This window comes from Billgrantia bachuensis (assembly GCF_011742165.1).
Taxonomy (GTDB): Bacteria; Pseudomonadota; Gammaproteobacteria; order Pseudomonadales; family Halomonadaceae; genus Halomonas; species Halomonas bachuensis.
In genome coordinates this window covers 126861-150527 of record NZ_JAAQTO010000013.1, presented here as the reverse complement: position 1 = coordinate 150527, position 23667 = coordinate 126861, and the positions used below count along the sequence as shown (strand labels likewise).

Sequence of the window (23667 nt, the reverse complement as noted above, 5' to 3'; positions counted from 1 at the left end):
TTGCTGACGATGGAAAGTAGTTTTTTTGCGTAGCAGGTGAGAGGTGGGACCCTGCCATCGCTCCGCATGCAGGAAGCATAGAACCTGAAGATAAGTTGAGGTCAACATCGATTGATGCACACCGCCCTTGATCAGGCGGCGGTGTGCTCTTGAGGGATTACGCTGTCGGTTGGGGAATCCGCGCGATGACCTTGATTTCGAAGTCGAAACCCGCCAGCCAGTTCACGCCCACCGCGGTCCAGTTCGGGTAGGGCGGTTCGCCAATCGCTTTCGTTCGTACCCTGTCGATAGCTTCCCACTGGGCGGCGGGGTCAGTGTGGAAGGTGGTCACGTCGACGATGTCGTCGAAGGTACAGCCGGCGGCTTCGAGAACGGCCGCCAGGTTATCGAAAGCTAGCTGGACCTGCTTTTCGAAATCCGGCTCGGGTGAGCCATCCTCGCGGCTGCCGACCTGGCCCGAGACGAACAGGAAGTCGCCTGAGCGGATCGCCGCCGAATAGCGGTTGATCTCGTATAGCGCCTGCCGGCCGGCAGGGAACACTGCATCGCGTTTGGCCATCGTTCTGCTCCGGTTGGAGGGGAGTTGATATACGCCCCGTATGTGACATGCTGGGCCACATACGCATCGTATGTCAATGCGCATACGCTTTGTATGTTAAAGTTGGCCAGCTAGCGTGCAGGCAGGTTTGAGGAGTGTGTCGTGGCCACGAAACGTGCACAGATGATGGAGGAGACCCGGGCCAAGCTCATTCGAGCCGCTCGCAAGGCCTTCGCGGCCAAGGGCTATGCGGCCGCCTCGATGGATGAGCTCACCGCTGAAGCCGGGCTGACGCGGGGGGCGCTCTACCACAACTTCGGCGGCAAGCAGGGGCTGCTGCAGGCCGTGGTCGACCAGATCGACCGTGAGATGGTGGAGCGGATGCTGGCCGCTCAGGATCAGGCGGCAAACCGCTGGGATGGCCTGCTCGAGGAGGGCGTGGCCTATATCGAAATGGCGCTGGAGCCGGAAGTCCAGCGCATCATGCTGCTGGACGGGCCGGCCGTACTTGGCGACCCCTCGCAATGGCCCAACCAGAATGCGTGCCTGCTGCGTACGACACAGACTCTCCAGGCCCTCATCGATGAGGGCACCGTCAAGCCGGTGGACGCGGAGGCCGCTGCCCGGTTGATCAATGGTGCAGCGCTCAACGCCGCCCTGTGGATTGCCGCCGCCGACGATCCTCGTGCCGTTCTCCCCAAGGCCGTCGAGGCTTTTCGTCAGCTCGCTGCCGGCTTGCTACGAGCCGAAAGATAACGTCGAAAGAGACATGCTGGTTTCATTTCAACTGGGTCTTTCACGACTGGGCGCACGGTGCCGTTTCTCGGCCCAAAAGAGACTCGCAGCTCCAGTGCTAAGCAGGAGGGAGCCAACCGCGATCAGAGGGGCTAGCGCTTGTGCGGCGGGCTCCGTCCAGAACTTGTGCGGACCGACCGCCGGCACGAAGGCCAGCAGGGCGAGCATGCCTGCCCATATGCCGGCGCGCTCCTGTGCCATCAACAGCCAGATGGCGACAAGAGAGAGCGCACTGACGGCACCCAGGTAGGGGCCTCGCGCAGCGGGCGGATGTGGTTCCTTACCGACGAGCATCGCAACGAACATTACGGCCGCGAGCAGGAGAAGGCCGGCTAGGCAGGCCGCAGCAACTTGAGGAGTCGAGTGGAGTTTCATGGCGAACTCTCTATGGATGGTGACGCAACCGACTCTAGGAGCGCTGGGCGGCGCTGCGCCTTAACAAATGTTCACTCCTGTTCCTGCTTGAGTTGCCTACGGATCCTCGACAATGACACATCCGTCAGGCCTAGATAGCTTGCCAGATGCGCCACCGGAACGCGGGCAGCGAGATGCGGCTTGCTTTGGCAGAGTTGCTGGTATCGGGATTTTCCGTCAAGGGTGAGCAGGTCATGCTCACGTTGCAGCTTCTGGCTTACCAGTCGCGCAAGCAGCTCACTGCGCAGCGGCTCCCACAGGCCATGCCCCACAAGCGTGGACCGAAGCGCTGAAATCGGAGCCTGCCAGATGAAGGAAGACTCCAGTGCCGAGATGGCGAAGAGAGAGGGCTGTTCTTCCATCTCGGCAGTAATGGGACAAAACAGCGCTCCTTCGAGGAGGAAATTCTTGTTGAAGTCCTTGCCATCTCTACCAATGAGATGCATCCGCACGAGCCCTCGTTCGATCACGAAGGCATGGCTCCAAATGTCCCCTTGATGAAGCAGGGTCTCCCCTTTAGCGAAAGTGCGCGATTGAAAAAGCCCTACGACGGAATCGATGACGTGGCCATCTTTTGACGATAGGGCATTCTCGATAATGGTGCGCATATCCCCTCGCAGTAACGTATATTAGAGGCGGGCCTTTCTCAGACTTCGACCGAGAGTTTGCAGGGGATGGCCTGAGCGAGAAAGTCGATCAATGCCCTGACGGAGGGCACGAGCCCCTTGCGGTTGGAGAAGACCGCCTGGATCGTGCCGTAGGGTGAGCGCCACTCCGGCAGGACGTGTACCAGTTCGCCCTTGGCGAAGCTCACGCGGCAGATGTGGATAGGCAGGAGCGCCACGCCAAGCCCCTGGCACGCTGCCGCAAGCAGCATGTCGAAATTGCTGCACATCAGCCGGGGGCGCAGGTCGATCACACGGGTCTCGTCGTTCGGCCCCGTCAGCTCCCAGCGAACCTCGTCCGTCTCACCCCCCATCGAGAGTGTCGGCACCTCCGCGAGTTCGTCGATGGTCAACCCCCGCTTGCAGGCGGCATGCACGGCCGGGCTTACCGCCATCACCAGATGGTTCTGCCCCAGCGGGCGCATGATCAGCGAAGCATCGGACAGGTCCGTCTTGCTGCGCACGCGAATGGCAATGTCGAGCCGGTCCTCGATCAGGTCGGCACGGCGATCGAAGACCAGCATATGCACGCGAACCTTGGGGTAGGTCTTCATGAATGCCGGCAGGACCTCCTCGATGAGATTCTGGATCAGCCCTTGCGGGCAACTGAGCCGCACGATGCCGTTGGGCTCCGCGTGGGCCTGTGCCACTACCGTCTCTGCGGCTTCGGCGCCGGCGAGCATGGTCTGGCAGTGTTCGAAGAACGAATGCCCTACGTCCGTAGTGCGTATCTTGCGGGTCGAACGCTCCAGCAGGCGCACCTTGAGCCGTTCTTCGAGGCGTGCGACGCGCTTGCTGAGCGTTCCCTTGGGCACGCCGATGTGGCGCGAGGCAGCCGAGAAGCCCTGATACGTGACCACGGCATGGAAGTAGTAGAGGTCGTTGAGGTCGTGCATCGCATCGGTACCGGTGGGGTAGTAGCGGTACGTTATTCGTTTCCTGGTGGAAACGCAACGTTAGAAAAAAAGGGTCTAGTGCAAGGATTGGTGATCTATAGAATACAACCATCGGTCGGCATTCAGGAATCAGTCGTCACGCGAGTGCCGAACCTCTACCCCCCTGTATTGGAAAGCGAGAGAGATATCATGAAAGCTCAAAAAACCGCACTGTTCCTTGCTCTGGCCCTCTCCTCGGGTGTCGCCCTTGCCGAAATGGGCGCAGAAGAGCTGATTCCGCCCACCGCTTCCTCGAACGCCTCGGGCCAGAATGGCTTCGAACAACTGGACCAGGATGGCGACGGCCGCATTTCCCGTGAAGAGGCCAAGGCGGGCAGCCTGCCTGAAGTCTTCGTCATCCTGGACCGCGACCATAACGGCGCTATCTCACGTCAGGAGTTCAACTTCCGCCCGCGTTGATCGTTGGTTCGCCACAAGTTACAACCTGAAAATGAAGAAGGGAGGCCTGAGGCCTCCCTTTTTCGTTGTTGATGCGGTCTCGCCTGTTCACTCATGCTGCAGGATATTGATGAGCTTGCCGAACGGATCGCGGACATAGAACCGCCGCACGCCCCAGGGCTCGCTGGCCGGCCCGTATTCGATGGGTACGTTTGCCTTCTCGAAGCGTGATAGCGCCGTTTCGATATCGTCGACTTCGATGGAAAGATCGGGCACGGGTGTGCCCGAGCCGCCTTCTGTGCCGAAGCTTACCTGAACCATCATCCTTTCATCCGAGCCGTACGTTCGAAACCAGCCGTGATCCATGAACAGCTCGAGGCCCAGTATTTCTCCATAGAAAGCGGCCGCTTTGTCGAAATCCGATGTCGCGGTGTTGGACATGATGCGTTTGACCTTCATGTGTTACCTCGATTCTTGTTGGTATGCCTGAGCTCGTTTCGCACTAAAGCTAGTGGCATCGCTTGGGTCGTGCCACTCGCATGAAGCGGGCGCTGCCTTGGCCGTCGATGTTGACGACCTGCGGTCGCGCTGCTTTGCATCCAACGTGACTTCTACATACTCTTGACTCTGGAATCGCGGCGAGGCCGCGAAGCGCATGGGTGCGAACGAACCACAGCTGGAAGATTGTGTGGGCATCATGTCGTGCAGGCTGGGAGCGGGAAGTCCCTGCCCAGCACTTAGATGGGCAACTCATGCATGTTCTGATCATCGAGGACAACCCGGATATCATCGCGAATCTGTACGGGTATCTGGAACCGCTCGGTTATACGCTGGACGTGGCGCGCAATGGCGATGCGGGCGTCTCCTGCGCTACGGGATCTTTTCACGACGCGATCATCCTCGACCTTTCGCTGCCGGGCATGGATGGCGTGGAGGTATGCAGGACGCTGCGTCGGGAGCACCGGTTGGCAACACCGATATTGATGCTGACGGCACGCGATTCGGTGCACGACAAGCTGACCGGCTTCGAGGTGGGTGCCGACGATTACCTGGTCAAGCCTTACTCCCTTCCCGAACTGGATGCGCGGCTGAAGGCGTTGGTGCGCCGAGCGCGTAACGAGCATGTGCAATCGGTCCTGGTCTTCGGCGAACTTCGGCTCGATCTGGGTACCGGCGATGCCACCCGCGCCGGACAGCCACTCGAGCTGACGCCGACGGGCTACAAGATTCTCACGGCGCTGATGCATGCCGCGCCGCAGTTGATAACCCGCGAATCGATAGAGCGCGAGATATGGGGAGACAATCCACCTGATAGCGATGCCTTGCGAACGCATATCCATACGCTGCGTCAGTCGCTCGACAAGCCTTTCTCCTACCCTATGCTGCTGACCTTGCCAGGCACCGGTTATCGCTTGATGGTGCCCAATGACGCCTAGGCTTTCGCTCAAGAAGCGCATCGCACTCACCTACGTTCTGCTTACTATCGCGGTGGCCGGCGCCTTTAGCGTGGTGACCTACGTCGCCGTAACGGTCATCGAAGAACAGGTAATCGACGCACGACTCGCCAAGATGGCGGACAGATTGATCGCTCTGCATCACTTGGGTGCTGTGCCGAATGCGCCACCGGACGTGCGCTTCCTGGTAGATAACGGCATTCCAGCCGCGTTGCGGCAATTACCCGCCGGCGATCATGAGCTGATGCTCGGCGGCCGACAGGTGCATGTCCTGTTACGGAACCAGGGCGAGAATCGTTATGCCGTGGTGCAGGAGATGGGTGAAATCGAGCATACGGAGCTGGTCATCCTCCTCGCGCTGGCGGTCGGCTTCGTCGTCAGTGTTCTGCTCGCCGCCGTGCTCGGTATGCTGAGTGCCCGGCGCGTGATCGCGCCGGTCGCGGCGCTTGCCGATGCGGTCGGCCGTAATGCTGGCCCGACTGAGCTGCCTTCGCTTTCGGCGCAGGATGAAATCGGTTCACTGGCGCGAGCCTTCGCCAAGCGCACCGACAAATTGCAGCAGTTCCTGCAACGCGAGCGACTGTTCACCGGCGACGTCAGCCATGAGCTGCGCACACCGCTGACCATCGTGCTCGGTGCGGCGGAAGTGCTGGCCACGCAAGTGCCGGTAGATTCCAGGGAATATGCCGCGGCGGAGCGCATCCGGCGCGTGGCTGCCGAAGCCTCGCTGCGTGTCAGTGCACTGCTCCTGCTCTCGCGCGCACCCGATTCGCTGGATTCGCCGCGTATCGTTCTCAACGCCATCGTCGAGTCGGAGATGGAGCGCTGTCGGCCCCTGCTGAGTGGAAAGCCGGTTCAATGCAGGCTGGAGTGGACGGAACGGATATGGGCCGACGTCCGCCCCGAACTGGCCGGGATCATGATCGGCAATTTGCTGCGTAACGCCTGCCAGCATACCGAAGAGGGCTTGATACTCGTGCACCTAGCCGCTGGCCGGCTGGTGATCGAAGACACCGGCAAGGGGATCCCCCAAGGGGTACGCGAGCGGCTGTTCGAACGATTCGTTCATGGCGGCGAAGGGGCGGGGCACGAAGGTACGGGTCTGGGCCTGTCGATCGTCAAGCGCGTGGTCGAGCATATCGGCTGGGAGGTGCGCCTGGAAGTTCCGCAAGGCGGGGGAACCCGTTTCGTCCTGACGTTTCCTCCTGTTTTGGCCACATCGCTCTCTTAACGCGTTCTTGACGTCCGCCGGGTTAGCTTGTCGACTCCCCCTGACAAGACCCTCAAGAGGACACCATGAAGAGAACAGCACTTGCCGTGGCCATGTCGTTGCTTTCAAGCGTCGCCTTTGCCGGCGATAGCCCCACCTGGGGCTATTCCGGCGACACCGGCCCCGAGAACTGGGCACAGCTCAGCCCGGAGTATGGCGCCTGTGCGGGAAGCAATCAGTCGCCCATCAACCTGACAGGGTTCATTGACGCCGAGCTGGAGCCAATCGTTTTCCACTATGAAAATGGCGGCTCGGAAATCCTCAATAACGGCCATACCGTTCAGGTCAATGTACTTCCTGGCGACACCATTACCGTTGACGATATCGAGTTCGAACTGAAGCAGTTCCATTTTCATGTGCCGAGTGAAAACCTCATCCATGGCGAATCCTTTCCCATGGAAGGGCACCTCGTACATGCCGACGAGGATGGCAACCTGGCCGTAGTAGCCGTCATGGTGACTGAGGGAGAGGCCAACGATGCGCTGGCAGCGGCGTGGGCACAAATGCCGGAAAAGGGCGAAACGGTAGCTCTGACGTCGGACATCTCCCCGCTGGGAATCCTGCCTTCGGTGCGTGATTACTATCGGTTCAATGGTTCATTGACCACCCCACCTTGCTCCGAGGGCGTGCGCTGGCTGGTGATGAAACAGCCGATTACCGCATCCGAAGAGCAGATCGAGCAATTTCTGGATGTGATGGATCACCACCACAACAACCGCCCCGTGCAAGAGGTCAACGCGCGCCCTGTGTTGGAGTGATCGGCGCATGATGGCCTGAGCCCCGTCATGCACAGGGCTCAGGCCGTTCAGTTTCTTTTTACTCCTGCCTCCTTGTCGCACGCTCAGAACTGCAGCCCCAGTGCGAGCCCGCCGAGCAGATAGCAGAAGCCGGTGATCAATACGACCCCGATCAGGTTGAGAACGAACCCGCCACGTGCCATCTGGGCGATAGTGACCGCTCCGGTGCCGAAAACGATAGCGTTGGGTGGCGTGCCGACAGGTAGCATGAAGGCGCAGGTCGCGGCGAAGGCCGCGGGGATGAGTAGCGTCATCGGGTCGGCGCCGATACCCACCGCCACGCCCCCGAGCACGGGGATGAAGGTTGCGGCCGTTGCCGTGTTGCTGGTCACTTCCGTGAGGAAGAGTACGATCGTTGCCACGGCGGCAACCAACAGCAGGACCGGGAGCACTTCCAGCCCGGTGATCTGCTCGCCGAACCAGCTATCCAGGCCGGTTCCTGCAACCGCGCCGGCGAGGCTCAGGCCGCCACCGAACAGCAGCAGCACGCCCCAGGGAAGCCCGTCCTCGGCATCATGCCAATTCAGTACCATCTCGCTGCGGCCTCTCGCGGGCAGGATGAACAAGGCGATGCCGGCGGCGATAGCGATGGCGGTATCATCGAGCGCACCGAGCGGCCCCAGCCACTCGCCCACCCCCGGAATGTTGCCGAGAACACCGGGAACGACCCACAGGAACGCTGCCGAGCCGAAGACGGTCATCACCATTTTCTCGCCCTGGCTGAGCGGACCGAGCTTATGAATTTCGCCTTCGATCATTTCCTTGCCGCCAGGAATTTCGGCTACGTCGAAGCGGTAGAGCACCCGGGTCATCAGTACCCAGCCCACCAGGATAAAGGTGAAGGCCAGTGGCACGCCGAGCATCATCCATTCGAGAAAGCCGATATTACGGCCCAGTTCGTCGGCAGCATAACCGGCAACGATGGCGTTCGGCGGGCTGCCGAGCAGGGTGCCGAGGCCGCCCATGCTCGCCGACCAGGCGATCGCGAGCAGCAGGCAGACGCCAAAACGCTTGATGTTGTCGTCTTGGATGAAGTCGACGTGGCCGGCCCGGTGGTGGTCGTGGCCCGAGGAGGCCGTTTCGGCAGTTTCGCCGCTGCGGTCTGCCACCAGGCGCAGCACCGAGAGCCCGATCGGCAGCATCATCAGTGTGGTCGCGGTGTTGGAGACCCACATCGACAGAAATCCCGTAGCGAGCATCATGCCGAGTACGATCCGTTTCGGCTCGACCCCGACCCGGACCAGCGTCAAAAGAGCGATGCGGCGATGGAGGTTCCACTTCTCCATGGCGATGGCAATCAAGAAGCCACCGAGGAAAAGAAAGACAATGGGGCTGGCATAGGGCGCCGTGGCCTGGTTGACGGTCCGCTCCGTCAGCATCGGAATCAGCACGATCGGCAGCAGGGCGGTGGCCGAGAGGGGAATCGCTTCCGTCATCCACCAGACCGCCATCAGGGTAGCTATCGTTGCGACCCAGCGTGCATCCGATGGCAGCCCATCGGCATAGCCCATGGCGATCCAGACGAGCAGCGCCAAGAGCAACCCGAAAGCGCGCAATCCCCATGTCAGCCTGGCTGAACGTCCACCTGCTCCTTGTTCCCCGGGTGTGCCCTCGGTCTCAGCGTGTGGTCCATGCTGCTCGGTCATATCCGGTCTCCCTTTTTCACTAATACTGGTTCCCTTTGTGGAGCGTAGCCCAAGACTATGCCGAAACCGGCATGAGCGAAACTCAGGATCAACCATTGCGTTCTCCACGGCTCGCCCCAAGATGGGAAGAACGTATCGCACCGAAGGAGTTCCCCATGAGCGGCACCCTTTATCGTCTTGCTGCCTTTACTGACGACCCCAGTGGCGGCAACCCCGCCGGGGTGTGGCTGGGCGAGGCGCTGCCCGAGCCGGCGGAGATGCAGCGCATCGCTGCCGCGGTGGGCTATTCCGAAACCGCCTTCATCGCACCGGCCACGGGCGAGCGACGCACGGTGCGCTACTACAGTCCCGAGGCGGAGGTGAGCTTCTGCGGCCACGCCACGGTAGCCAGCGGTGTGCTGCTGGGGCAACTGAGCGGGGCGGGCAGCTACATGCTGGATACGGCTGTGGGCGAGGTGATGGTCACGGTCAATAAGGTGGAAGGGGAGTGGCAGGCATCGCTGGTATCGGTGACGCCGGAGTTTCGCCCCGCCGAGCCCGAGCTGGTCGAGAAGGTGCGTGAACTGCTCGGCTGGCAGGCGGAGGAGCTCGATCTCGCGATTCCGCCCGCCCGTGCCTATGCAGGCGCCTGGCACCTGGTACTGGCGTGCGAGGAGAAAGCGCGCCTGGAACGGCTCGAATACGACTTCGAAGGGCTCAAGGCGCTGATGCTGCGCGAGGGTCTGACCACGCTGCAACTGGTGTGGCGCGAGAGCGAAGACCGTTTCCACGTCCGCGACCCGTTCCCGGTGGGCGGCGTCGTGGAGGACCCCGCCACCGGCGCGGCCGCCGCGGCGCTGGGCGGCTATTTGCGCGACGCCGGCTTGCTCCAGGCGCCTGCTCAGCTGACGATCCGGCAGGGCGAGACGATGGGGCGGCCCAGCCGCCTGCAGGTGGATATTCCGCTCTCGGGTGGCATCGTCGTCACCGGGCAGGCGGTCTCGCTGGATGCCTAGCCGCGCTCAGCCGGTTGGTAACTGCCGGCGTCGGCGGCGAAGCTGATCGACAGGCGGTTCCAGGCGTTGATGGTACAGATCGCCAGGGTGAGGTCGGTCAGCCCTTTCTCCGAGAAGTGCTCGCGGGTGGCCTCGTACAAGGCATCGTCGATGCCGTTCCCGGCAATCAGGGTGTTGGCCTCGGCCCAGGCCAGGGCGGCGCGCTCGCGCTCGGTGTAGAAGGGCGTTTCACGCCAGGCGCTCAGAGCGTACAGCCGCTGTTCGGTTTCTCCGGCCTTGCGCGCGTCCTTGGTATGCATGTCGATGCAGTAGGCACAGCCATTGATCTGCGACACGCGGGTGTAGATCAAACCCAGCAGGCCGTCGCCCAGTTCGCCCTCTTGTGCTGCCTTGTGAACGTGACTCTGCAGGTCGAGCATGGCCCTGAGCCCGGCGGGGCTGGCGGAGAAGTAGTTCATGCGCATGGGTGGGGCTCCGTAAGTGAATGGAAGCCCCACCCTAGCCCGATGAATCACGGGCAGAATTGTAGATTTTCGACCCGTCGGCTCAGTGCAGCTTCATGCGCGGACGAATGAAGCGATTGAGCCCGTCCGAGAGCAGGATGAGCGCCGTCTTGGCCGTGCCGTGGATGGCGCGTTGGTGCATGCGGTAGAGCGAGGCATAGAAGAACTTGGCCAGCCGGCCCTCGATGAACAGGCTGCGCGCCGAGGCGCCGCGCATCAGGCTGCCGATCGCCTCGAAGTGGGCCAAGGAGATGAGCGAGCCGCGGTCGCGGTAGCGGAACGGTTTGAGCGTGCCGTTATCGAGCCGGGCCAGCAGGTTCTTGTAGAGCCGCTGGGCCTGCTGGTGGGCGGCCTGGGCCCGCGGCGGCACCACGGAGCCGTCCGGCTGCGGGCAACTGGCACAGTCGCCGAAGACGAAGATGTTGGGGTCGTCGACGCTCTGCAGTGTCGGCTCGACCTTGATGCGCTGGTTGCGCTCCAGTGTCAGCCCCAGTTCGCGCAGCATATCGGGCGCCTTGATGCCTGCCGCCCACACGTTGAGGTCCGTCTCGATACGTGCTTCGTCGGCGGTTACGATGGCATTCTGCTCCACGCATACCACTCGGGTGCCGGTGTGTACCTGCACGCCCAGGCGTTCCAGTTCGGTACGCACGGCGCCGCGAATACGCTCGGGCAGGGCCGGCAGAACGTCCGGTGCCGCTTCGATCAGGTGGACCTCCAAGTGGCGACTATCCATCTCGGTGAAGCCGTAGCTATGCAACATGCGCGAGGCGTCATAGAGTTCCGCCGCCAGCTCTACCCCGGTGGCGCCGGCTCCGACGATACCTACGGTCAGCCTTGGATGGTGACGCCTCTCGGGGTCACTGTAGCGCAGGAAGGTGTTGAGCATATCGTGGCGGAAGGCTTCGGCCTGGGCCGGGCTGTCGAGAAAGTGGCAGTGCTCGGAGACACCGGGCGTGCCGAAGTCGTTGCTCACGCTGCCCAATGCCAGCACCAGGAGGTCGTAATCCAGGGTGCGTGCCGGTAGTACTTCCTGGCCGTGGTCATCGAGCACCGGCGCCAGGCGCAACTGGCGGGCATCGCGGTCGAGGCCCTCGAGCGTACCGCGCTGGAAGCGGTACCCATTGAGCTGAGCATGGCTCTGGTAAGAGATCTCGTCGATGCTGGAGTCGAGCGTTCCGGTAGCGACCTCGTGCAGCAGGGGTTTCCAGATGTGGGTCGTATTGCGGTCTATCAGGGTAATCTCGGCCTTGCCGCGTCTCCCCAGGCGCCGCCCGAGGCGTGTGACCAGCTCCAGCCCGCCGGCACCACCGCCGACGACCATGATGCGCGTTCTGTCCATGTATGACTCCGCTAGTATGAAAGATTAGGCAATTGAGAAATGGTCCCCCTACTCTACAACTGGACGAAGAGGATGGTTGGACTTTTTGCTTATCTACATCCGCGCTCAGGCATGCTGTGAATGGCCGCCTCGGGTGGTTCACCCTTTGCTGGAGAAGCTTCGAACATGAGTGGGGTTTCCCAGCCTGACCTGGCAGGCAGCATCGGCATTGGAAATTTTCGGCCTGCGCAGGCGGTAACCGTCGGCCTGAAGCTCGAGCGTTACGCGCCCGGTGCGGCGCTGCGCCCCTACGTGCAGTGCTACTGGCAGGCGAGGTGGCAGGGTGGCGGCGGCAAGTCGGCGGGCATGGAGCTGCTGCACCCGGATGGCGCCACGGGGCTGCTGTTCAACTTCGGCGCTACGCTCGAACGCGACGGCGAACGAGTGCATGGCGATTGCTGGATCGACGGCCCCAAGCGGAGTACAGCGCGGCTGGCGGTAGGTACCTCGCTCGATCTTCTTGGAGTGCGCTTCTTACCGGGCATGGCGTTCCCCTTCGTTGGCGATACGCTGTCGGCCCTGGCCGGTGAAGGGCTGACGCCAGGGGATGCCCTGCGCCGGCTCGAACTCGACGCGCTGCACGAGCGGCTGTGGCGGACACCTGATCTGGCCGAACGCCTGGCTCTACTGGACGAATACCTGCTGGACAGGCTGCGCCACTCGGAGCGAGTGCCGTCAGGTTTGATGGCATCGCTTGGCTGGCTCCAACGCCATCATGGCCAGGGCAGCATTGCCGCGCTGGTCGACGAGCTGCCGTTCGGCCAGCGCCGGCTGGAGCGCCTGTTCCAGCGCCATGTGGGGCTTTCGCCCAAGCGTTACGCCAGGTTGCTACGCGTCGCCCACAGCCGCGAATTGATCAAGCAGAGCGGGGCGACAACTTCGTTGACTGATACCGCCTTCGCTGTGGGTTACTTCGACCAATCGCATTTCATCCATGACTTCAAGGCCGTGACCGGTTTCACGCCGGGCGGTTACCTCGACCATGTGCAGCGGCGTTATGGCCGCCAAGCTCAACAGTAAACGGTCGTTGCGGCGGTGCGTTTTCTTACCCCGCCGATTCGTACTCGTCGTGACGTTTCACCCAGTCCATCAGGTTGTGATGAGGCCCCGTTTCGTTGCGGCCCTTGGGCGTCATGTCGAGCAGCATGTAGGTGCTGTCGACGAGTTCGTCGCCGCGCCCGTAGGTCGAGTAGGTATGGAAGACATCGCCATTGGCGCTCCGGTAGAACACGCTGAGGCCGCTCAGGTCCTCGATCGAAACGTTGGCCGTGGCGTAGTTATAGATGACTGCTCCCTTGGCGATCTCCTCGGGTCGGAATGAAACCTGGTAGTCGTAGTTGAAGTCGCTGTCGTGCGAGGAGACCCACTTCACCTGCCAGCCCATGCGCTTGCGATAGGCTTCGATCTCGGTGAGCGGGGCTCGAGAGACTCGCACCAGGCTGACGTCATGGTGCTCGAGATGCACCAGTGTGCCTTCGATGTGATCGGCCGCGAAGGAGCAACCGATGCAGCCCGCTTCCCAGCCGGGGCCGAACATGAAGTGATGGACGATCAACTGGCTGCGCCCGTCGAATAGCTCGGCGAGCGTCTTGGCGCCTTCTGGCGTATCGAAGACGTATTCCTTCTCGACCTTCACCCACGGCAGGGCGCGGCGCTTGGCGTTCAGGTCGTCGCGCAGGCGGGTGAGTTCCTTTTCCCTTTTGAGTAGTTCCTTGCGGGCGGCGAGCCATTCATCGCGGGAGACGACGGGGTGGGGCATCCCATTGTGCGCTGACATGAGGACTTCTCCTGTTGCTGACGTTGCGTGAAGTAGTCGTCCTGGAGGGGGCGGATTCGACAGGTGGGGGAGTGCTGCTCTCGGTACTGTTGACATATTTGCCTTTGGCAACTAAATGTTTGCTTTAGGCAATTAACTGGCGGGGGAGATCTCATGGGAACAGATCAGCGGCTTGATGAGCGTGCCGGGAGCGTACGGAGCTTCAATCGCTTCTACACACGGCAGATCGGGGTGCTCCACGAGCATCTCCTGGAGAGTCAGTTCTCACTGACAGAGGTTCGCATTCTGCATGAACTGGCGTATAAGCCGTTGCTGACCAGCTCGGATATCTGTCGTGAGCTGGGCCTCAATGCGGGTTATGTGAGTCGCGTGCTCACAGGTTTCGAGAGGAAAGGGCTCATCGCCAAGACTCCCTCACCTTCCGATCGGCGGGCTGCACAATTGGAGCTGACGGACCGGGGTCGGGCGACCTTCATGCCGCTGGACGAGGCTTCCCAGAAAGAGACGATAGCCGTGTTGAAACGACTATCGGAGCCTGAGCAGCATCAATTAGTCGAGGCGATGAGCCAGATCAAGAGCCTGCTCAGCGAAGTGGACTCAAGCTACCTGCTGCGCGACCCGCAACCGGGCGACATGGGGTGGATCGTTCATCGTCAGGCCGTTCTGTATGCGCAGGAGTACGGATGGAACACGGAGTACGAAGCGCTGATAGCTGAGATCGTCGCTAAATACTTGCGTGATTTCGATCCACGTTGGGAGCGGTGCTGGATCGCCGAGAAGCATGGAAGAATCGTTGGGTCGGTGTTCGTCGTTCGCGAAGACGATGTGACCGCAAAGCTGCGACTACTCTACGTCGACCCCTGCGCGCGAGGCCTTGGAATAGGTGGCCGCCTCGTGGATGAATGCCTGAGATTTGCCCGCCAGATCGGCTACGAGAAAATGGTCTTGTGGACCAATAGCGTGCTCACTGGTGCACGAAGGATTTATGAGAGAGCCGGTTTCGAGCTGGTGGAGGAAGCGCCTCACCACAGCTTTGGAAAGGACCTGATAGGCCAAGTCTGGAGCCGAGAACTGTAGCGCTGAACTGGCTCTCTTTTCAGGCTATACGGTATGGCGCAGGCTGGCGAGTCGGCTTGGGCGATGTTGGGCTCCGCTTGACGCCTCGATCATCGAGGTATAGCTTTCCCCCATGACCAAAGCGAAATCCGAAGCGGCCGCCGGCCGCCGGATCCCCGACTACAGCGACCCTTCCTACTGGCGCGGCACGATCAAGATGTCGCTGTCGAAGTTCTTCGTGCTCAGCGTGCTGCACCGCAAGCCGATGCACGGCTATGAGGTTGTTCAGGCAGTGGAGAAGAGCACCAAGGGATGCTGCAGCCCCTCGGAGGGAACGGTCTACCCGATGCTCAACGAGTTCGAGGCGGGCGGGTACCTGAGCTCATCAGCCGAGGTGGTGCAGGGGCGCTCGCGCAAGGTCTATGCGCTGACGGACAAGGGACGGGAGGCCTTCCAGGTGGCGGTGGATGCCTGGCTGGAAGCCACGGATTGCATCCTCGAGAGCCGTCGCACGGCGGGTGGTAGGAAGGCGAATCGAGCGAATCAGGAGGAAGGGGAAGGATGAGCGCAGGGCGTCTTTTCAGGTCCGGATACCTCGATGATCGAGGTAGGCGATGAGCTCGCGCACCGGTGTGGTCGTCGCCTTGGGCGTTTCCCAGACCCTCGCCTGGGGCTCGACCTACTATCTGCCGGCGATCCTTGCCGTACCCATGGCCCGAGACCTCGGCCTGTCCACCGGTACGGTATTCGCGGCGTTCTCCTCGGCGCTGGTGGTCTCGGCGGTACTTGGGCCAGCGGTGGGAAGGCGCATCGATGGCTTCGGCGGGCGCGACGTACTGACGGTTTCCAGCCTGGTGTTCGCCCTGGGGCTGGTGCTGCTGGGGCTGGCCGCTGGGCCCCTGATGCTGTGGGCGGGGTGGCTGGTGATCGGGGTCGGCATGGGCATGGGGCTATACGAATCGGCCTTCTCGACCCTGGCTGGGCTCTACGGTCACGAGGCGCGTGGCCCCATCACAGGAATTACCCTGCTGGCGGGCTTTGCCAGCACGGTGTGCTGGCCAATCACTGGCTGGCTCAACGCCGAATTCGGCTGGCAGAACGCCTGCTTCATTTGGGCAACGGTACACCTGTTGCTGGGCCTGCCGCTCAATCGCCTGTTGATTCCCTTCGGTATTCAGCCGCCCGCTCCTGCCGCCGAGGCGTCAGCGGCCGAGGGAGAGACGACCTGGCTGCCCATGGCGCTGCTGGCCTTCGTCTTCGCCGTGACCTGGTTCGTCAGCACCGGCATGGCGGCGCACCTGCCATGGCTGTTGCAGACCGCAGGCCTGTCGCCCGCTGGTGCCATTGCCGCCGCGGCATTGGTAGGGCCGGCCCAGGTGGCGGCGCGTCTGCTCGAGTTCTCGCTGCTGCAGCGTTGCCATCCGCTGCTTTCGGCAAAACTTGCCGTGGTCGCGCATCCACTCGGAGCGCTCGGCGTGATGACGCTGGGCGCACCGCTGGCCACGTTGTTCGTGCTGCTGCACGGCGCCGGCAACGGCATTCTCACCATCGCCAAGGGCACACTGCCGCTGGCCATCTTCGGTCCTCACGGTTATGGCCTACGCCAGGGGGTGCTGATGGTACCGGCACGCTTCGGCCAGGCATTGGCACCGTTGGCCTTCGCCCTGCTGATCGAGCGCTTCGGCACCCAGGCGCTGCTGTTCTCCTCTGCCCTGGGGCTGACGGCCCTGGTGGCGCTGTTCGTTTTGCAGACCCATACCATGAAGGAGGCGACATGAGGCTTTGCACGCTGTCCGACCCTGACTATTTACCGGCTCTCGACGAGCGTTTCGCTCTTCGCCAACCCGGCCATGGATTGCCCGATCCGCTGGGCCATCCGCCGCGTATCCTGCTGCTCTACGGTTCGCTGCGCGAGCGCTCCTTTTCGCGCCTGGCGGTGGAGGAGGCCGCACGGCTGCTGCGCCATTTCGGCGCCGAGACGCGTATCTTCGATCCTTCCGACCTGCCGCTGCCGGACCAGGTGGCGGGCGACGACCACCCGGCAGTCCGGGAGCTGCGCGAGCTGGCCATCTGGTCGGAGGGGCAAGTGTGGTGCAGCCCCGAGCGCCACGGCCAGATCACCGGCGTGATGAAGACTCAGATCGACCATCTGCCGCTGAGCATGGGAGCGGTGCGGCCCACCCAGGGGCGCACGCTGGCGGTAATGCAGGTCAGCGGCGGCTCGCAGTCGTTCAATGCGGTGAATACTCTGCGCCTGCTGGGGCGCTGGATGCGCATGTTCACCATTCCCAACCAGTCCAGCGTGCCCAAGGCGTACCAGGAGTTCAACGAAGCCGGGCGCATGCGGCCCTCGCCGCTCTACGACCGCATCGTCGACGTGATGGAAGAGCTGGTGCGCTTTACCGTGCTGCTGCGGCCCCACGCCGAGACGCTGGTCGACCGCTACTCGGAGCGCCGCGAGGCGGCCGGCGCCAAGGCCGACCCGGTCACGGACAAGGCGGCGGTGAGTCAGGCTTCTTAGGGGTATACGTTTCGGGGATCGGTGGGCTAATCAGAACTCGAGGGCCAGCAGCAGCCTGTCCTTGTGCTGAATGCCGTTCTCGTAGATCGGCTCGTCGTAGTGGGTGAGGAAGTGATCCCGTTCTACCGAGATGACACGAAACCCCGCGCGCTGGTAGAAGGCGAGCTGGTAGCCGAAGGTGCCGGTCCCCAGCTCGAGGCGCTGCGCGCCCAGTTTGCGGGACATGTTCACGGCGTGCTCCAGCAGCTTCGTGCCAATGCCTTTCCCTTGGTACGCCGGGGCAACAGCGATGTTCATCAGTTCATAAACGCCGTCGCCAATAGGCTGGATGACATGGGCGCCCACGGTCTCCCCCTCGATTGTCGCGACATGACAGATCGAGGATTCAAGATAGCGCTTGATGGTGTCTATCGAGGGATCGGCCTCCAACAGGAGATCGAGAGGTGCCTCGGCGCTGGGTACTCGCTTGATGAGCATATGGTGTCCTTTCGACGAAGCGCTATCCGGTCGAGGCTACCGGCTCGGCCGGGGCGTCATACGCCCCGGCGTTTGGCTATCCGGCAAGCTGTCCTTCACGCCGGCTGCATCAGGCGTGGTGTCGCCAACTCACGATGCAAGCGCTCGACCAGTCTATCGATATGCGCCAAGGCCCTCTCAATCGAGGCCGCCAGCGCCTTGCCGCCTTCCTCCTGGTGCTCGATGGCAATGTCCTGGAAGCCGCCGATACCGATGAACTGCAGGGCGGCGCGCACGCTCGGTTCCAGATAATTGAGCTTGGCAAGGGGGCGCCCCGGGCCGAAGTCGTAGCCACCGCGGGAGGAGAGTAGTACAGCGTGGCGCGGACGATCGGCCAACAGGGGCACGTAGCCCTCCAGAGGCAGGTGGGGGTGGGCGCCATACTCCGGGTCGAAGTCGACGGTGCGGCCAATGCGGACGATGTTGTCGATCCACGCCTTGAAGGCGGCTGGCGGGCCGAAGTTGTACATGGGCACGCCGAGCACCAGGATGTCTGCTCGTACGACTTCGTCGACCAGCGCATCGCTCTCGGTAAGCGTTGTACGCATCGGATCGGTTTGCTGCTCGGGGGGCGTGAAGGCGGCTTCGATCCATTCGACGCTGGTCAGCTGTGGCGAGGACGAGCCGATATCGCGATAAACGACCTCGGCGTCCGGTTCCAGCGTGCGCCAGCGGGAAACGAAGTGGTGGGTCAGGCGGCGAGTATGCGAACCGTGATCATGGCTACCGGCTCGGCCGGGGCGCGGGCTGGCATCGAGGTGAAGTAGACGTGTCATGGGCTTTCTCCTTCGCTGGGTGTAGGATCGCTAAGATGAGTTGCTTTCAGCCTTGCTTGATGGCTCGTTTTATATAAGCCTGAGTTCTGGCAGGCCGACAAACGACGATTCTTTTTCGTTAACGGAAAATAAAACTCAGCCATGACGCCACGTCGATTGCCTTCCCTTTCCGCCCTGCGCGCTTTCGAGGCAGCAGCGCGACAGCTCAGTGCCAAGCGGGCGGCCGAGGAGCTCTCGGTCACGCCGACGGCGATCAGTCACCAGATTCGTCAACTGGAGGAGAGCTTGGATGTCGCCTTGTTCGTCCGGCGACCGCGGCAGTTGGTGCTGACGGCCCAGGGCCAGACGCTGCTAAGCGTGTTGAGTGACTCCTTCGATGCCATCGCCGAGACGATAACCAAGCTGCGCCGGCCGCCGGCGCGGCAGGCGATAACACTCTCCACCACGCCGGCTGTCGCCGCACGCTGGCTGCTGCCCTGGGTCTGCTTGCTGCGTGACGCGCATCCGCAGATAGACCTGAGCATCCAGGTCTCTCACGAAGCGGTCGCGCTGGATGGTGTCGTCGCCGACATGGCGATTCGCTATGGTGAGGGCCCCTGGCCCGGCCTGGCGGCCGAGAAGCTATTCGACAATGTGTTCATACCGGCCTGCAGCCCAGCGCTTGAGCTGCGGGAACCTGCCGAGCTGGTGCGTCACACATTGCTCCACTTCTCTTCGCCCACGCCGGTGGACTGGGCGGCCTGGCAGCGCCAGGTCCAAGTGCCGGGGCTCGACGTCAGCGCCAGGCTATTGTTCTCCGACGAAACCCACGGCATCACCGCCGCGCTGGACGGGCAGGGCGTGGCCCTGATGAGCCGATACCTGATCGAGGAGGAGTTGCGTCAGGGGCGCCTGGTTCAGCCGTTCGGCCCCGAGATAAAGGCCGCTCCCTTCCAGCTCGTCTACCCACCCGAGCGACTCCAGGAGCCGGCTATTGCTGCCGTGCGCGACTGGATCATGGGACTGTTGGACTCCCCGTCCAGAGAGAGCGCCTGCCGTTCCATTGTCGAGCGGCATTCATAGCGTCAGCCTTGCCAGCTTGTCGGGATTGCGCACGATGAAGATGTCGCTGGCCTGTCCTGAGCGGTCGTAGCCGAAGGTAACCGTGGCGACGACGTTTCCTCCTCGATGCATCACGACGCCGGGGCCACCGTTGATATCCGCTTCGCGCCATTGGTAGTTGGCCCAGTATTCACTCAACCGGCTGGTCAGGAAGGCCAGCACCGCCTCTAGACCATGCAATGGTTCGAGCAGGGTGGGTACCTTGCCGCCGCCGTCGGCGCTGAGGCGCACCTCGGCCGAGAGTAGATTGGCGAGCCGTGCCGTGGCGCCTTCGGCAACGGCGAGCCGGAAGGCTTCGAGCAGTGCCTGCTGACGTTCGCGGGGCGGGGCGTATCTCTCCTCGGCCGTCTGAAGGTTGGTTCGTGCCCGGGAGACCAGTTTGCGGCAGGCCGGCTCCTTGAGTTCGAGCATGGCGGCGATCTCGGCATACGAGATGTCAAAGATCTCATGCAGCAGATAGGCGGCCCGCTCCTTGGGCGACAGCCGCTCCAGCAGCAGCAGGAAGGCGGTGGAGAGCGAGTCGGCGAGCAAGGCGCCATCCTCGGCAGCGGCAACGGCGGGCGTGGGGATGGGCTCGGGTAGCCAGGCGCCGACATAGTCGACCCTGGCCCGGTGAGCATTGCCCAACAGGTCGAGACAGCGCCGCGTGCAGGTTGTGGTCAGCCAGGCGATGGGCGCCTCGATCGTTTCCCGATCCGCCGCCTGCCACTTGAGAAAGGTATCCTGCACCGCATCCTCGGCGTCGGCGCGCGAGCCGAGGATGCGATAGGCCAGCCCCAACAGCATGGGACGAGCCTCTTCGAAGCGCAACAAGTCGGCAGAAGGCATCAGGCTGTCTCGGTTACCGGAGCCGCCATGCTCTTGGCCCAGGCCACCGTGGCGGCGTGGACCTTGGGCGGATGAGCAAGCAGGGGCGACACCGCGGCGATATAGGCGTCATAGGCCGGTCCCTGCATGAAGGCCTGTGGGTCCGCGCCGTCGACATAGCGCTGGAAGACGCGGATCGTATCGGGATCGCTGTCGTCGTAGCAGTAGAAATAGGCGTCATGGATCTGGCGCGCCTCGATACTGGGAGCCAGATGAGTCTCCCAGGCGCGCCGCACCTCGTCGCGCTTGCCGGGAAGTGCCTTGTGGGTGATGAAAAGCGTGCTCTGGCTCATGTGTGGCTCCTGAATCGTTGGGGGTAATGAAGGCCGAACGGCCATCACTGTCATGACGATTCAGGAGGGCACCGTGTGACATGAACGGTTCCATTCTTTCCGTTTCTTCACTTTCCCTTTTTCGATTGAGAGGCCACGCTCCGTTTATTGCCACCCGGCGGCCAGGTCCGTGCTGCGTCGTTCTGCCGGCCGGGCGGCTAGGTGCCGAGATGGCGAGGCGCTAGGCGGCGGCCTGCTCCTCCTTCTCGTAGTTGATCATCCAGGCGACGCCGAACCGGTCCACCAACATGCCGAAGCGGTGCGCCCAGAAGGTTTCCTCTAGCGGCATCTGCACGGTGCCGTTGTCGGCCAGCGCGTTGAAGAGCCGCTCGGCCTCCTCTACCGAGTCGACGCCGATCGCAATACTCGCACCCTTGATGCCTTCGTAGGGTGCAGGGCTGCAAGGGGAGTTGTCCGACGCCATCAGTAACTGGTCACCGATACGCAGTCGGGCGTGCATGATGAGGTCGCGGGCTTCCGGAGGAATTTCCATGCCTTCGCTGGCGGGCATTTCGCCGTAAGTTGCCATGGCCTCGAGCTTGGCGTCGAGGCAACGCTGATAGAATTCGAAGGCTTCGCGGCAGTTATCATTGAAAATCAGGTAGGTGGAAAGCTGCATGGTGGGGCTCCAGGGGTTGTTGTAGGTGTTACTTCCCTTCATCGATTCAACATAGTCGCTTTCGACATTCACGCTCATTTTCTAACGGCCAGTTTGGACGGCCAGACGTTGGAGACGATCGGCTTGCTGGGCGAGGGCGTTGCGAAGCCCGGGTGGGTCGAGAATTTCGAAGTCGAAGGGCAGTCGAGCAAGCTGACGGGCGAGCCAGGTCAGGCTGTCGGTGTGGGCGTGCAGCATCACGGCATTTCCATCGGGCGTGAACATGCCAATATTGCGCCCCAGTTCTTCAACGGCATGGGCAAGGTCGGTGTGCAGGCGCACGCTGACGGCGGTGGCGCGGGGCAGGCTGGCGATGCTGCGGTGCAAATGCTCGGCGGGATCGAAGTCGACGGGGCGTTCGAAGCTGGCCTCGAGCGGCGTGGCCTCGGCGATGCGATCCAGGCGGAAGCTGCGCAGATCGCGGCGCAGATGGCACCAGCCGCTGACGTACCAGCGCCCACCGCGAAAGACCAGCCCATAGGGATTGAGCACGCGCCGGGTGTTCTGCTCTCGGTCGTCGCGATAGTCGAGCCGGACCCGCTGGCGGGCCTGGGTGGCAGTAGCGAACAGGATCAGCAGGCGTTCGTCGCCAGGGGTGCGTGCCGAAGGCAATTCAAGCCGTGCGCTCTCGCTCAGGGCGTGCACCTGCCGCTTCAACTTGGCGGGCATGACCCGCTCCAGCTTGGCCCGCGCGGTTTCCAGCGCCGGGGCTGTCTCGGCGATGCCCAGCCCCCGCATGGCGAGTAGCCCCAGCGAGACGGCAAGCGCCTCTTCGCTGGTCAGCATTAGCGGCGGCAACTTGAAACCGGGCATCAGGCGGTAGCCGCCGTGCCGCCCCCGCTCAGTGGTGACAGGAATGCCGAGCTCCTCCAAGGCCTGGATATAACGTCGCAGCGTACGGCGGTCGACGCCCAGCCGCTCGGCCAGTTCCCTACCGCTCATGTGGCGGTGGGCCTGTAATAGTTCCAGCAGCGTGAGGACGCGAACGGTGGGGTTGGCCAAGTTGAATTTCCGTCTTTAATAGGACGCTATTTGCCCTATTTAGCCATTACCTTGCTGACAAGGCCAGCCGCGGAGGCCTGGCTTTCTTCACCAAACTCAGCAAGGAGCAAGACAATGGAACCCGTTCTCTTCTATGGCGTACCGCAAGGCTGCTCGTTCGGCTCTATCGTGGCATTCGAGTGGCTCGGCCAGCCCTATCGGCTGTGCCGCATCGAAATGCTGGAGCAACCCTGGGATCCGCTTTTCGCCAAGGTGAATCCCCTGTTCCAGACCCCGTCTTTATTGCTTGAAGATGGCGAGCCGCTTAGCGAGAGCCTGGCGATTCTGCAAAACCTGGCGGCACGCGATCTCGGCACGCGGTTGGGCTTCGAGCAGGGCAGCCGGGAATTCGATCGCTTGAACCACATGTTGGCCTACCTCAATACCGATTTCTTCTCGGCCTTCAATCCGCTATGGGCGCTCTATGAGACCCAGGGCTTGAATGGCGTGGAGCAGGCACTGCTGCGCCGGTTGGGCCGCGAAAAAGTCGCTGAGGGCTGTGCTTATCTCAATGGCTTGCTGGCTGATCGTGAGTGGCTGCTGGGCGATGAGCGCAGCATGGCGGATGCCTACTTCGTCGGCATCGCCCGCTGGGCCGAGTATCACCGATTGTTCGATCTCGAGAGTGACTATCCCAACCTGGCCCGGCATCTGGCAAAGCTAAGGGACGATCCTGCCGTGCAGTTTGCCGAGGCCATCGAGCGCGGCGAACAGCCAAAGGGGCAGGGGCACTTCAGGGGGCATGTCACCTTGAAAGAACTCGAGCCACGCTTGGCCGCTTGAGGCATGGCATGACCGGGGAGAGCTTGCCTCCCCGGCGTTTCCGCCCGGGATGAGCCAACAGTGAGGGCGCGGCTGCAGGGATATCCAGAGGAAGAGGTTACTATTGACCTTAAAGACCTGCTCAAGCACCTCGGAATAGGATGTCCCCTCATGCCTGATACACGACTCGATAACCCGCTCACCTTGCATTTCGGGCGGGAGGAGTTGGTGATACGACGCCGCTACGAGACGCTCAGCATCGCCAACGATTTCTTGATTGCCATCTGGTTCCTGGCCGGCAGCATCCTGTTTCTCTACCCCAGTATGGAAAGAGTCGCTGCATGGCTGTTTATCGTCGGCAGTTTTCAGTTCCTGATTCGCCCCACTATTCGTCTGGTGAGCCACCTCCACCTCCAGCGAATGCCGTCGAGTCATTGGGAGAGTTGAGGCAGGCGTGGCGAGAAGCGG

Annotated in this window: 28 protein-coding genes; 14 read left to right on the top strand and 14 right to left on the bottom strand. The window is 62.4% G+C overall.

Features of this window, described 5'->3' with window-relative positions; genetic code table 11:
* Positions 1 to 157: 157 nt before the first annotated feature.
* Complete coding sequence (locus tag HBJ55_RS05380; RefSeq protein WP_167111795.1) at positions 158 to 559, bottom strand: RidA family protein; 402 nt, start codon at positions 557 to 559, stop codon at positions 158 to 160.
* A 141-nt stretch (positions 560 to 700) separates the two neighbouring features.
* Here HBJ55_RS05380 and HBJ55_RS05375 point away from each other — a divergent pair, with 141 nt between their 5' ends.
* On the top strand, positions 701 to 1294 hold the full coding sequence (locus tag HBJ55_RS05375) for a TetR/AcrR family transcriptional regulator (RefSeq protein ID WP_338071970.1): 594 nt from the start codon (positions 701 to 703) through the stop codon (positions 1292 to 1294).
* Positions 1295 to 1779: 485 nt separating this feature from the next.
* Here HBJ55_RS05375 and HBJ55_RS05370 read toward each other — a convergent pair whose 3' ends face one another.
* Positions 1780 to 2355 (bottom strand): Crp/Fnr family transcriptional regulator, encoded by a 576-nt coding sequence (locus tag HBJ55_RS05370; RefSeq protein ID WP_167111793.1) that lies wholly within the window; start codon positions 2353 to 2355, stop codon positions 1780 to 1782.
* A gap of 38 nt (positions 2356 to 2393) precedes the next feature.
* A complete protein-coding gene (locus tag HBJ55_RS05365; protein ID WP_167111791.1) occupies positions 2394 to 3308 on the bottom strand; it encodes a LysR family transcriptional regulator in 915 nt (304 codons plus the stop codon).
* Positions 3309 to 3497: 189 nt separating this feature from the next.
* On the opposite strand from HBJ55_RS05365, the gene HBJ55_RS05360 reads away from it, so the two are divergent.
* Positions 3498 to 3767 carry an EF-hand domain-containing protein gene (locus tag HBJ55_RS05360; protein ID WP_167111790.1) on the top strand — a complete coding sequence of 90 codons (270 nt, stop codon included), beginning with the start codon at positions 3498 to 3500 and terminating at the stop codon, positions 3765 to 3767.
* An 87-nt stretch (positions 3768 to 3854) separates the two neighbouring features.
* Here the strand turns inward: HBJ55_RS05360 and HBJ55_RS05355 are convergent, their stop codons facing one another.
* Complete coding sequence (locus HBJ55_RS05355) at positions 3855 to 4205, bottom strand: VOC family protein (protein ID WP_167111788.1); 351 nt, start codon at positions 4203 to 4205, stop codon at positions 3855 to 3857.
* Between the two features lie 293 nt (positions 4206 to 4498).
* Here HBJ55_RS05355 and HBJ55_RS05350 point away from each other — a divergent pair, with 293 nt between their 5' ends.
* The 3 genes from HBJ55_RS05350 (at position 4499) to HBJ55_RS05340 (ending at position 7228) form a co-directional block, all read left to right on the top strand.
* A complete protein-coding gene (locus HBJ55_RS05350) occupies positions 4499 to 5182 on the top strand; it encodes a response regulator transcription factor (RefSeq protein ID WP_167111786.1) in 684 nt (227 codons plus the stop codon).
* Positions 5172 to 6431: a sensor histidine kinase gene (locus tag HBJ55_RS05345; protein WP_167111784.1), complete on the top strand. Its 1260-nt coding sequence runs from the start codon at positions 5172 to 5174 to the stop codon at positions 6429 to 6431. Before HBJ55_RS05350 ends, HBJ55_RS05345 begins: the two co-directional genes overlap by 11 nt.
* Before the next feature lie 65 nt (positions 6432 to 6496).
* Positions 6497 to 7228, top strand: coding sequence for a carbonic anhydrase (locus HBJ55_RS05340; protein ID WP_167111782.1), 732 nt, complete (start codon positions 6497 to 6499; stop codon positions 7226 to 7228).
* Between the two features lie 83 nt (positions 7229 to 7311).
* On the opposite strand, the gene HBJ55_RS05335 is transcribed toward HBJ55_RS05340, so the two are convergent.
* Complete coding sequence (locus HBJ55_RS05335; RefSeq protein ID WP_167111780.1) at positions 7312 to 8913, bottom strand: SLC13 family permease; 1602 nt, start codon at positions 8911 to 8913, stop codon at positions 7312 to 7314.
* A gap of 155 nt (positions 8914 to 9068) precedes the next feature.
* On the opposite strand from HBJ55_RS05335, the gene HBJ55_RS05330 reads away from it, so the two are divergent.
* Complete coding sequence (locus tag HBJ55_RS05330) at positions 9069 to 9908, top strand: PhzF family phenazine biosynthesis protein (protein WP_167111778.1); 840 nt, start codon at positions 9069 to 9071, stop codon at positions 9906 to 9908.
* Here the strand turns inward: HBJ55_RS05330 and HBJ55_RS05325 are convergent.
* Positions 9905 to 10372, bottom strand: coding sequence for a carboxymuconolactone decarboxylase family protein (locus HBJ55_RS05325; protein ID WP_167111776.1), 468 nt, complete (start codon positions 10370 to 10372; stop codon positions 9905 to 9907). The two genes, HBJ55_RS05330 and HBJ55_RS05325, sit on opposite strands and share 4 nt — an antisense overlap.
* 82 nt (positions 10373 to 10454) lie before the next feature.
* A complete protein-coding gene (locus HBJ55_RS05320) occupies positions 10455 to 11753 on the bottom strand; it encodes an NAD(P)/FAD-dependent oxidoreductase (RefSeq protein ID WP_167111774.1) in 1299 nt (432 codons plus the stop codon).
* A gap of 165 nt (positions 11754 to 11918) precedes the next feature.
* Here HBJ55_RS05320 and HBJ55_RS05315 point away from each other — a divergent pair, with 165 nt between their 5' ends.
* Entirely contained in the window at positions 11919 to 12812 is an 894-nt protein-coding gene (locus HBJ55_RS05315; RefSeq protein ID WP_167111772.1) for a helix-turn-helix domain-containing protein, read from the top strand.
* A 25-nt stretch (positions 12813 to 12837) separates the two neighbouring features.
* On the opposite strand, the gene HBJ55_RS05310 is transcribed toward HBJ55_RS05315, so the two are convergent.
* Complete coding sequence (locus HBJ55_RS05310) at positions 12838 to 13569, bottom strand: DUF899 domain-containing protein (RefSeq protein ID WP_167111770.1); 732 nt, start codon at positions 13567 to 13569, stop codon at positions 12838 to 12840.
* Between the two features lie 153 nt (positions 13570 to 13722).
* Here HBJ55_RS05310 and HBJ55_RS05305 point away from each other — a divergent pair, with 153 nt between their 5' ends.
* The 4 genes from HBJ55_RS05305 (at position 13723) to arsH (ending at position 17146) form a co-directional block, all read left to right on the top strand.
* Positions 13723 to 14646 (top strand): bifunctional helix-turn-helix transcriptional regulator/GNAT family N-acetyltransferase, encoded by a 924-nt coding sequence (locus HBJ55_RS05305; protein ID WP_167111768.1) that lies wholly within the window; start codon positions 13723 to 13725, stop codon positions 14644 to 14646.
* A gap of 112 nt (positions 14647 to 14758) precedes the next feature.
* Entirely contained in the window at positions 14759 to 15190 is a 432-nt protein-coding gene (locus HBJ55_RS05300) for a PadR family transcriptional regulator (protein WP_206022242.1), read from the top strand.
* A 49-nt stretch (positions 15191 to 15239) separates the two neighbouring features.
* On the top strand, positions 15240 to 16403 hold the full coding sequence (locus HBJ55_RS05295) for an MFS transporter (protein WP_167111766.1): 1164 nt from the start codon (positions 15240 to 15242) through the stop codon (positions 16401 to 16403).
* A complete protein-coding gene (gene arsH, locus HBJ55_RS05290; protein WP_167111764.1) occupies positions 16400 to 17146 on the top strand; it encodes an arsenical resistance protein ArsH in 747 nt (248 codons plus the stop codon). The genes HBJ55_RS05295 and arsH overlap by 4 nt, the downstream gene beginning before the upstream one ends.
* A gap of 30 nt (positions 17147 to 17176) precedes the next feature.
* On the opposite strand, the gene HBJ55_RS05285 is transcribed toward arsH, so the two are convergent.
* Positions 17177 to 17623: a GNAT family N-acetyltransferase gene (locus HBJ55_RS05285; RefSeq protein WP_167111762.1), complete on the bottom strand. Its 447-nt coding sequence runs from the start codon at positions 17621 to 17623 to the stop codon at positions 17177 to 17179.
* Between the two features lie 95 nt (positions 17624 to 17718).
* Complete coding sequence (locus HBJ55_RS05280; RefSeq protein WP_167111760.1) at positions 17719 to 18438, bottom strand: FMN-dependent NADH-azoreductase; 720 nt, start codon at positions 18436 to 18438, stop codon at positions 17719 to 17721.
* A gap of 141 nt (positions 18439 to 18579) precedes the next feature.
* On the opposite strand from HBJ55_RS05280, the gene gcvA reads away from it, so the two are divergent.
* On the top strand, positions 18580 to 19500 hold the full coding sequence (gene gcvA / locus HBJ55_RS05275; RefSeq protein WP_167111758.1) for a transcriptional regulator GcvA: 921 nt from the start codon (positions 18580 to 18582) through the stop codon (positions 19498 to 19500).
* Here the strand turns inward: gcvA and sigJ are convergent.
* The 4 genes from sigJ to HBJ55_RS05255 all read right to left on the bottom strand — a co-directional run bounded on the left by sigJ (position 19495) and on the right by HBJ55_RS05255 (position 22398).
* Entirely contained in the window at positions 19495 to 20367 is an 873-nt protein-coding gene (gene sigJ / locus HBJ55_RS05270) for an RNA polymerase sigma factor SigJ (RefSeq protein ID WP_167111756.1), read from the bottom strand. The genes gcvA and sigJ overlap by 6 nt on opposite strands.
* Positions 20367 to 20699 carry a putative quinol monooxygenase gene (locus HBJ55_RS05265; RefSeq protein ID WP_167111754.1) on the bottom strand — a complete coding sequence of 111 codons (333 nt, stop codon included), beginning with the start codon at positions 20697 to 20699 and terminating at the stop codon, positions 20367 to 20369. The genes sigJ and HBJ55_RS05265 overlap by 1 nt, the downstream gene beginning before the upstream one ends.
* Before the next feature lie 220 nt (positions 20700 to 20919).
* Positions 20920 to 21435, bottom strand: a complete 516-nt coding sequence (locus HBJ55_RS05260; RefSeq protein WP_240935981.1) for a VOC family protein — start codon at positions 21433 to 21435, stop codon at positions 20920 to 20922.
* Between the two features lie 3 nt (positions 21436 to 21438).
* Positions 21439 to 22398, bottom strand: a complete 960-nt coding sequence (locus HBJ55_RS05255) for a helix-turn-helix transcriptional regulator (RefSeq protein WP_167111752.1) — start codon at positions 22396 to 22398, stop codon at positions 21439 to 21441.
* 114 nt (positions 22399 to 22512) lie between these two features.
* Between HBJ55_RS05255 and HBJ55_RS05250 the strand changes: the two genes are divergently transcribed.
* On the top strand, positions 22513 to 23220 hold the full coding sequence (locus HBJ55_RS05250; protein WP_167111750.1) for a glutathione S-transferase family protein: 708 nt from the start codon (positions 22513 to 22515) through the stop codon (positions 23218 to 23220).
* Positions 23221 to 23370: 150 nt separating this feature from the next.
* On the top strand, positions 23371 to 23646 hold the full coding sequence (locus tag HBJ55_RS05245; protein ID WP_167111747.1) for a YrhK family protein: 276 nt from the start codon (positions 23371 to 23373) through the stop codon (positions 23644 to 23646).
* Positions 23647 to 23667: the final 21 nt, after the last annotated feature.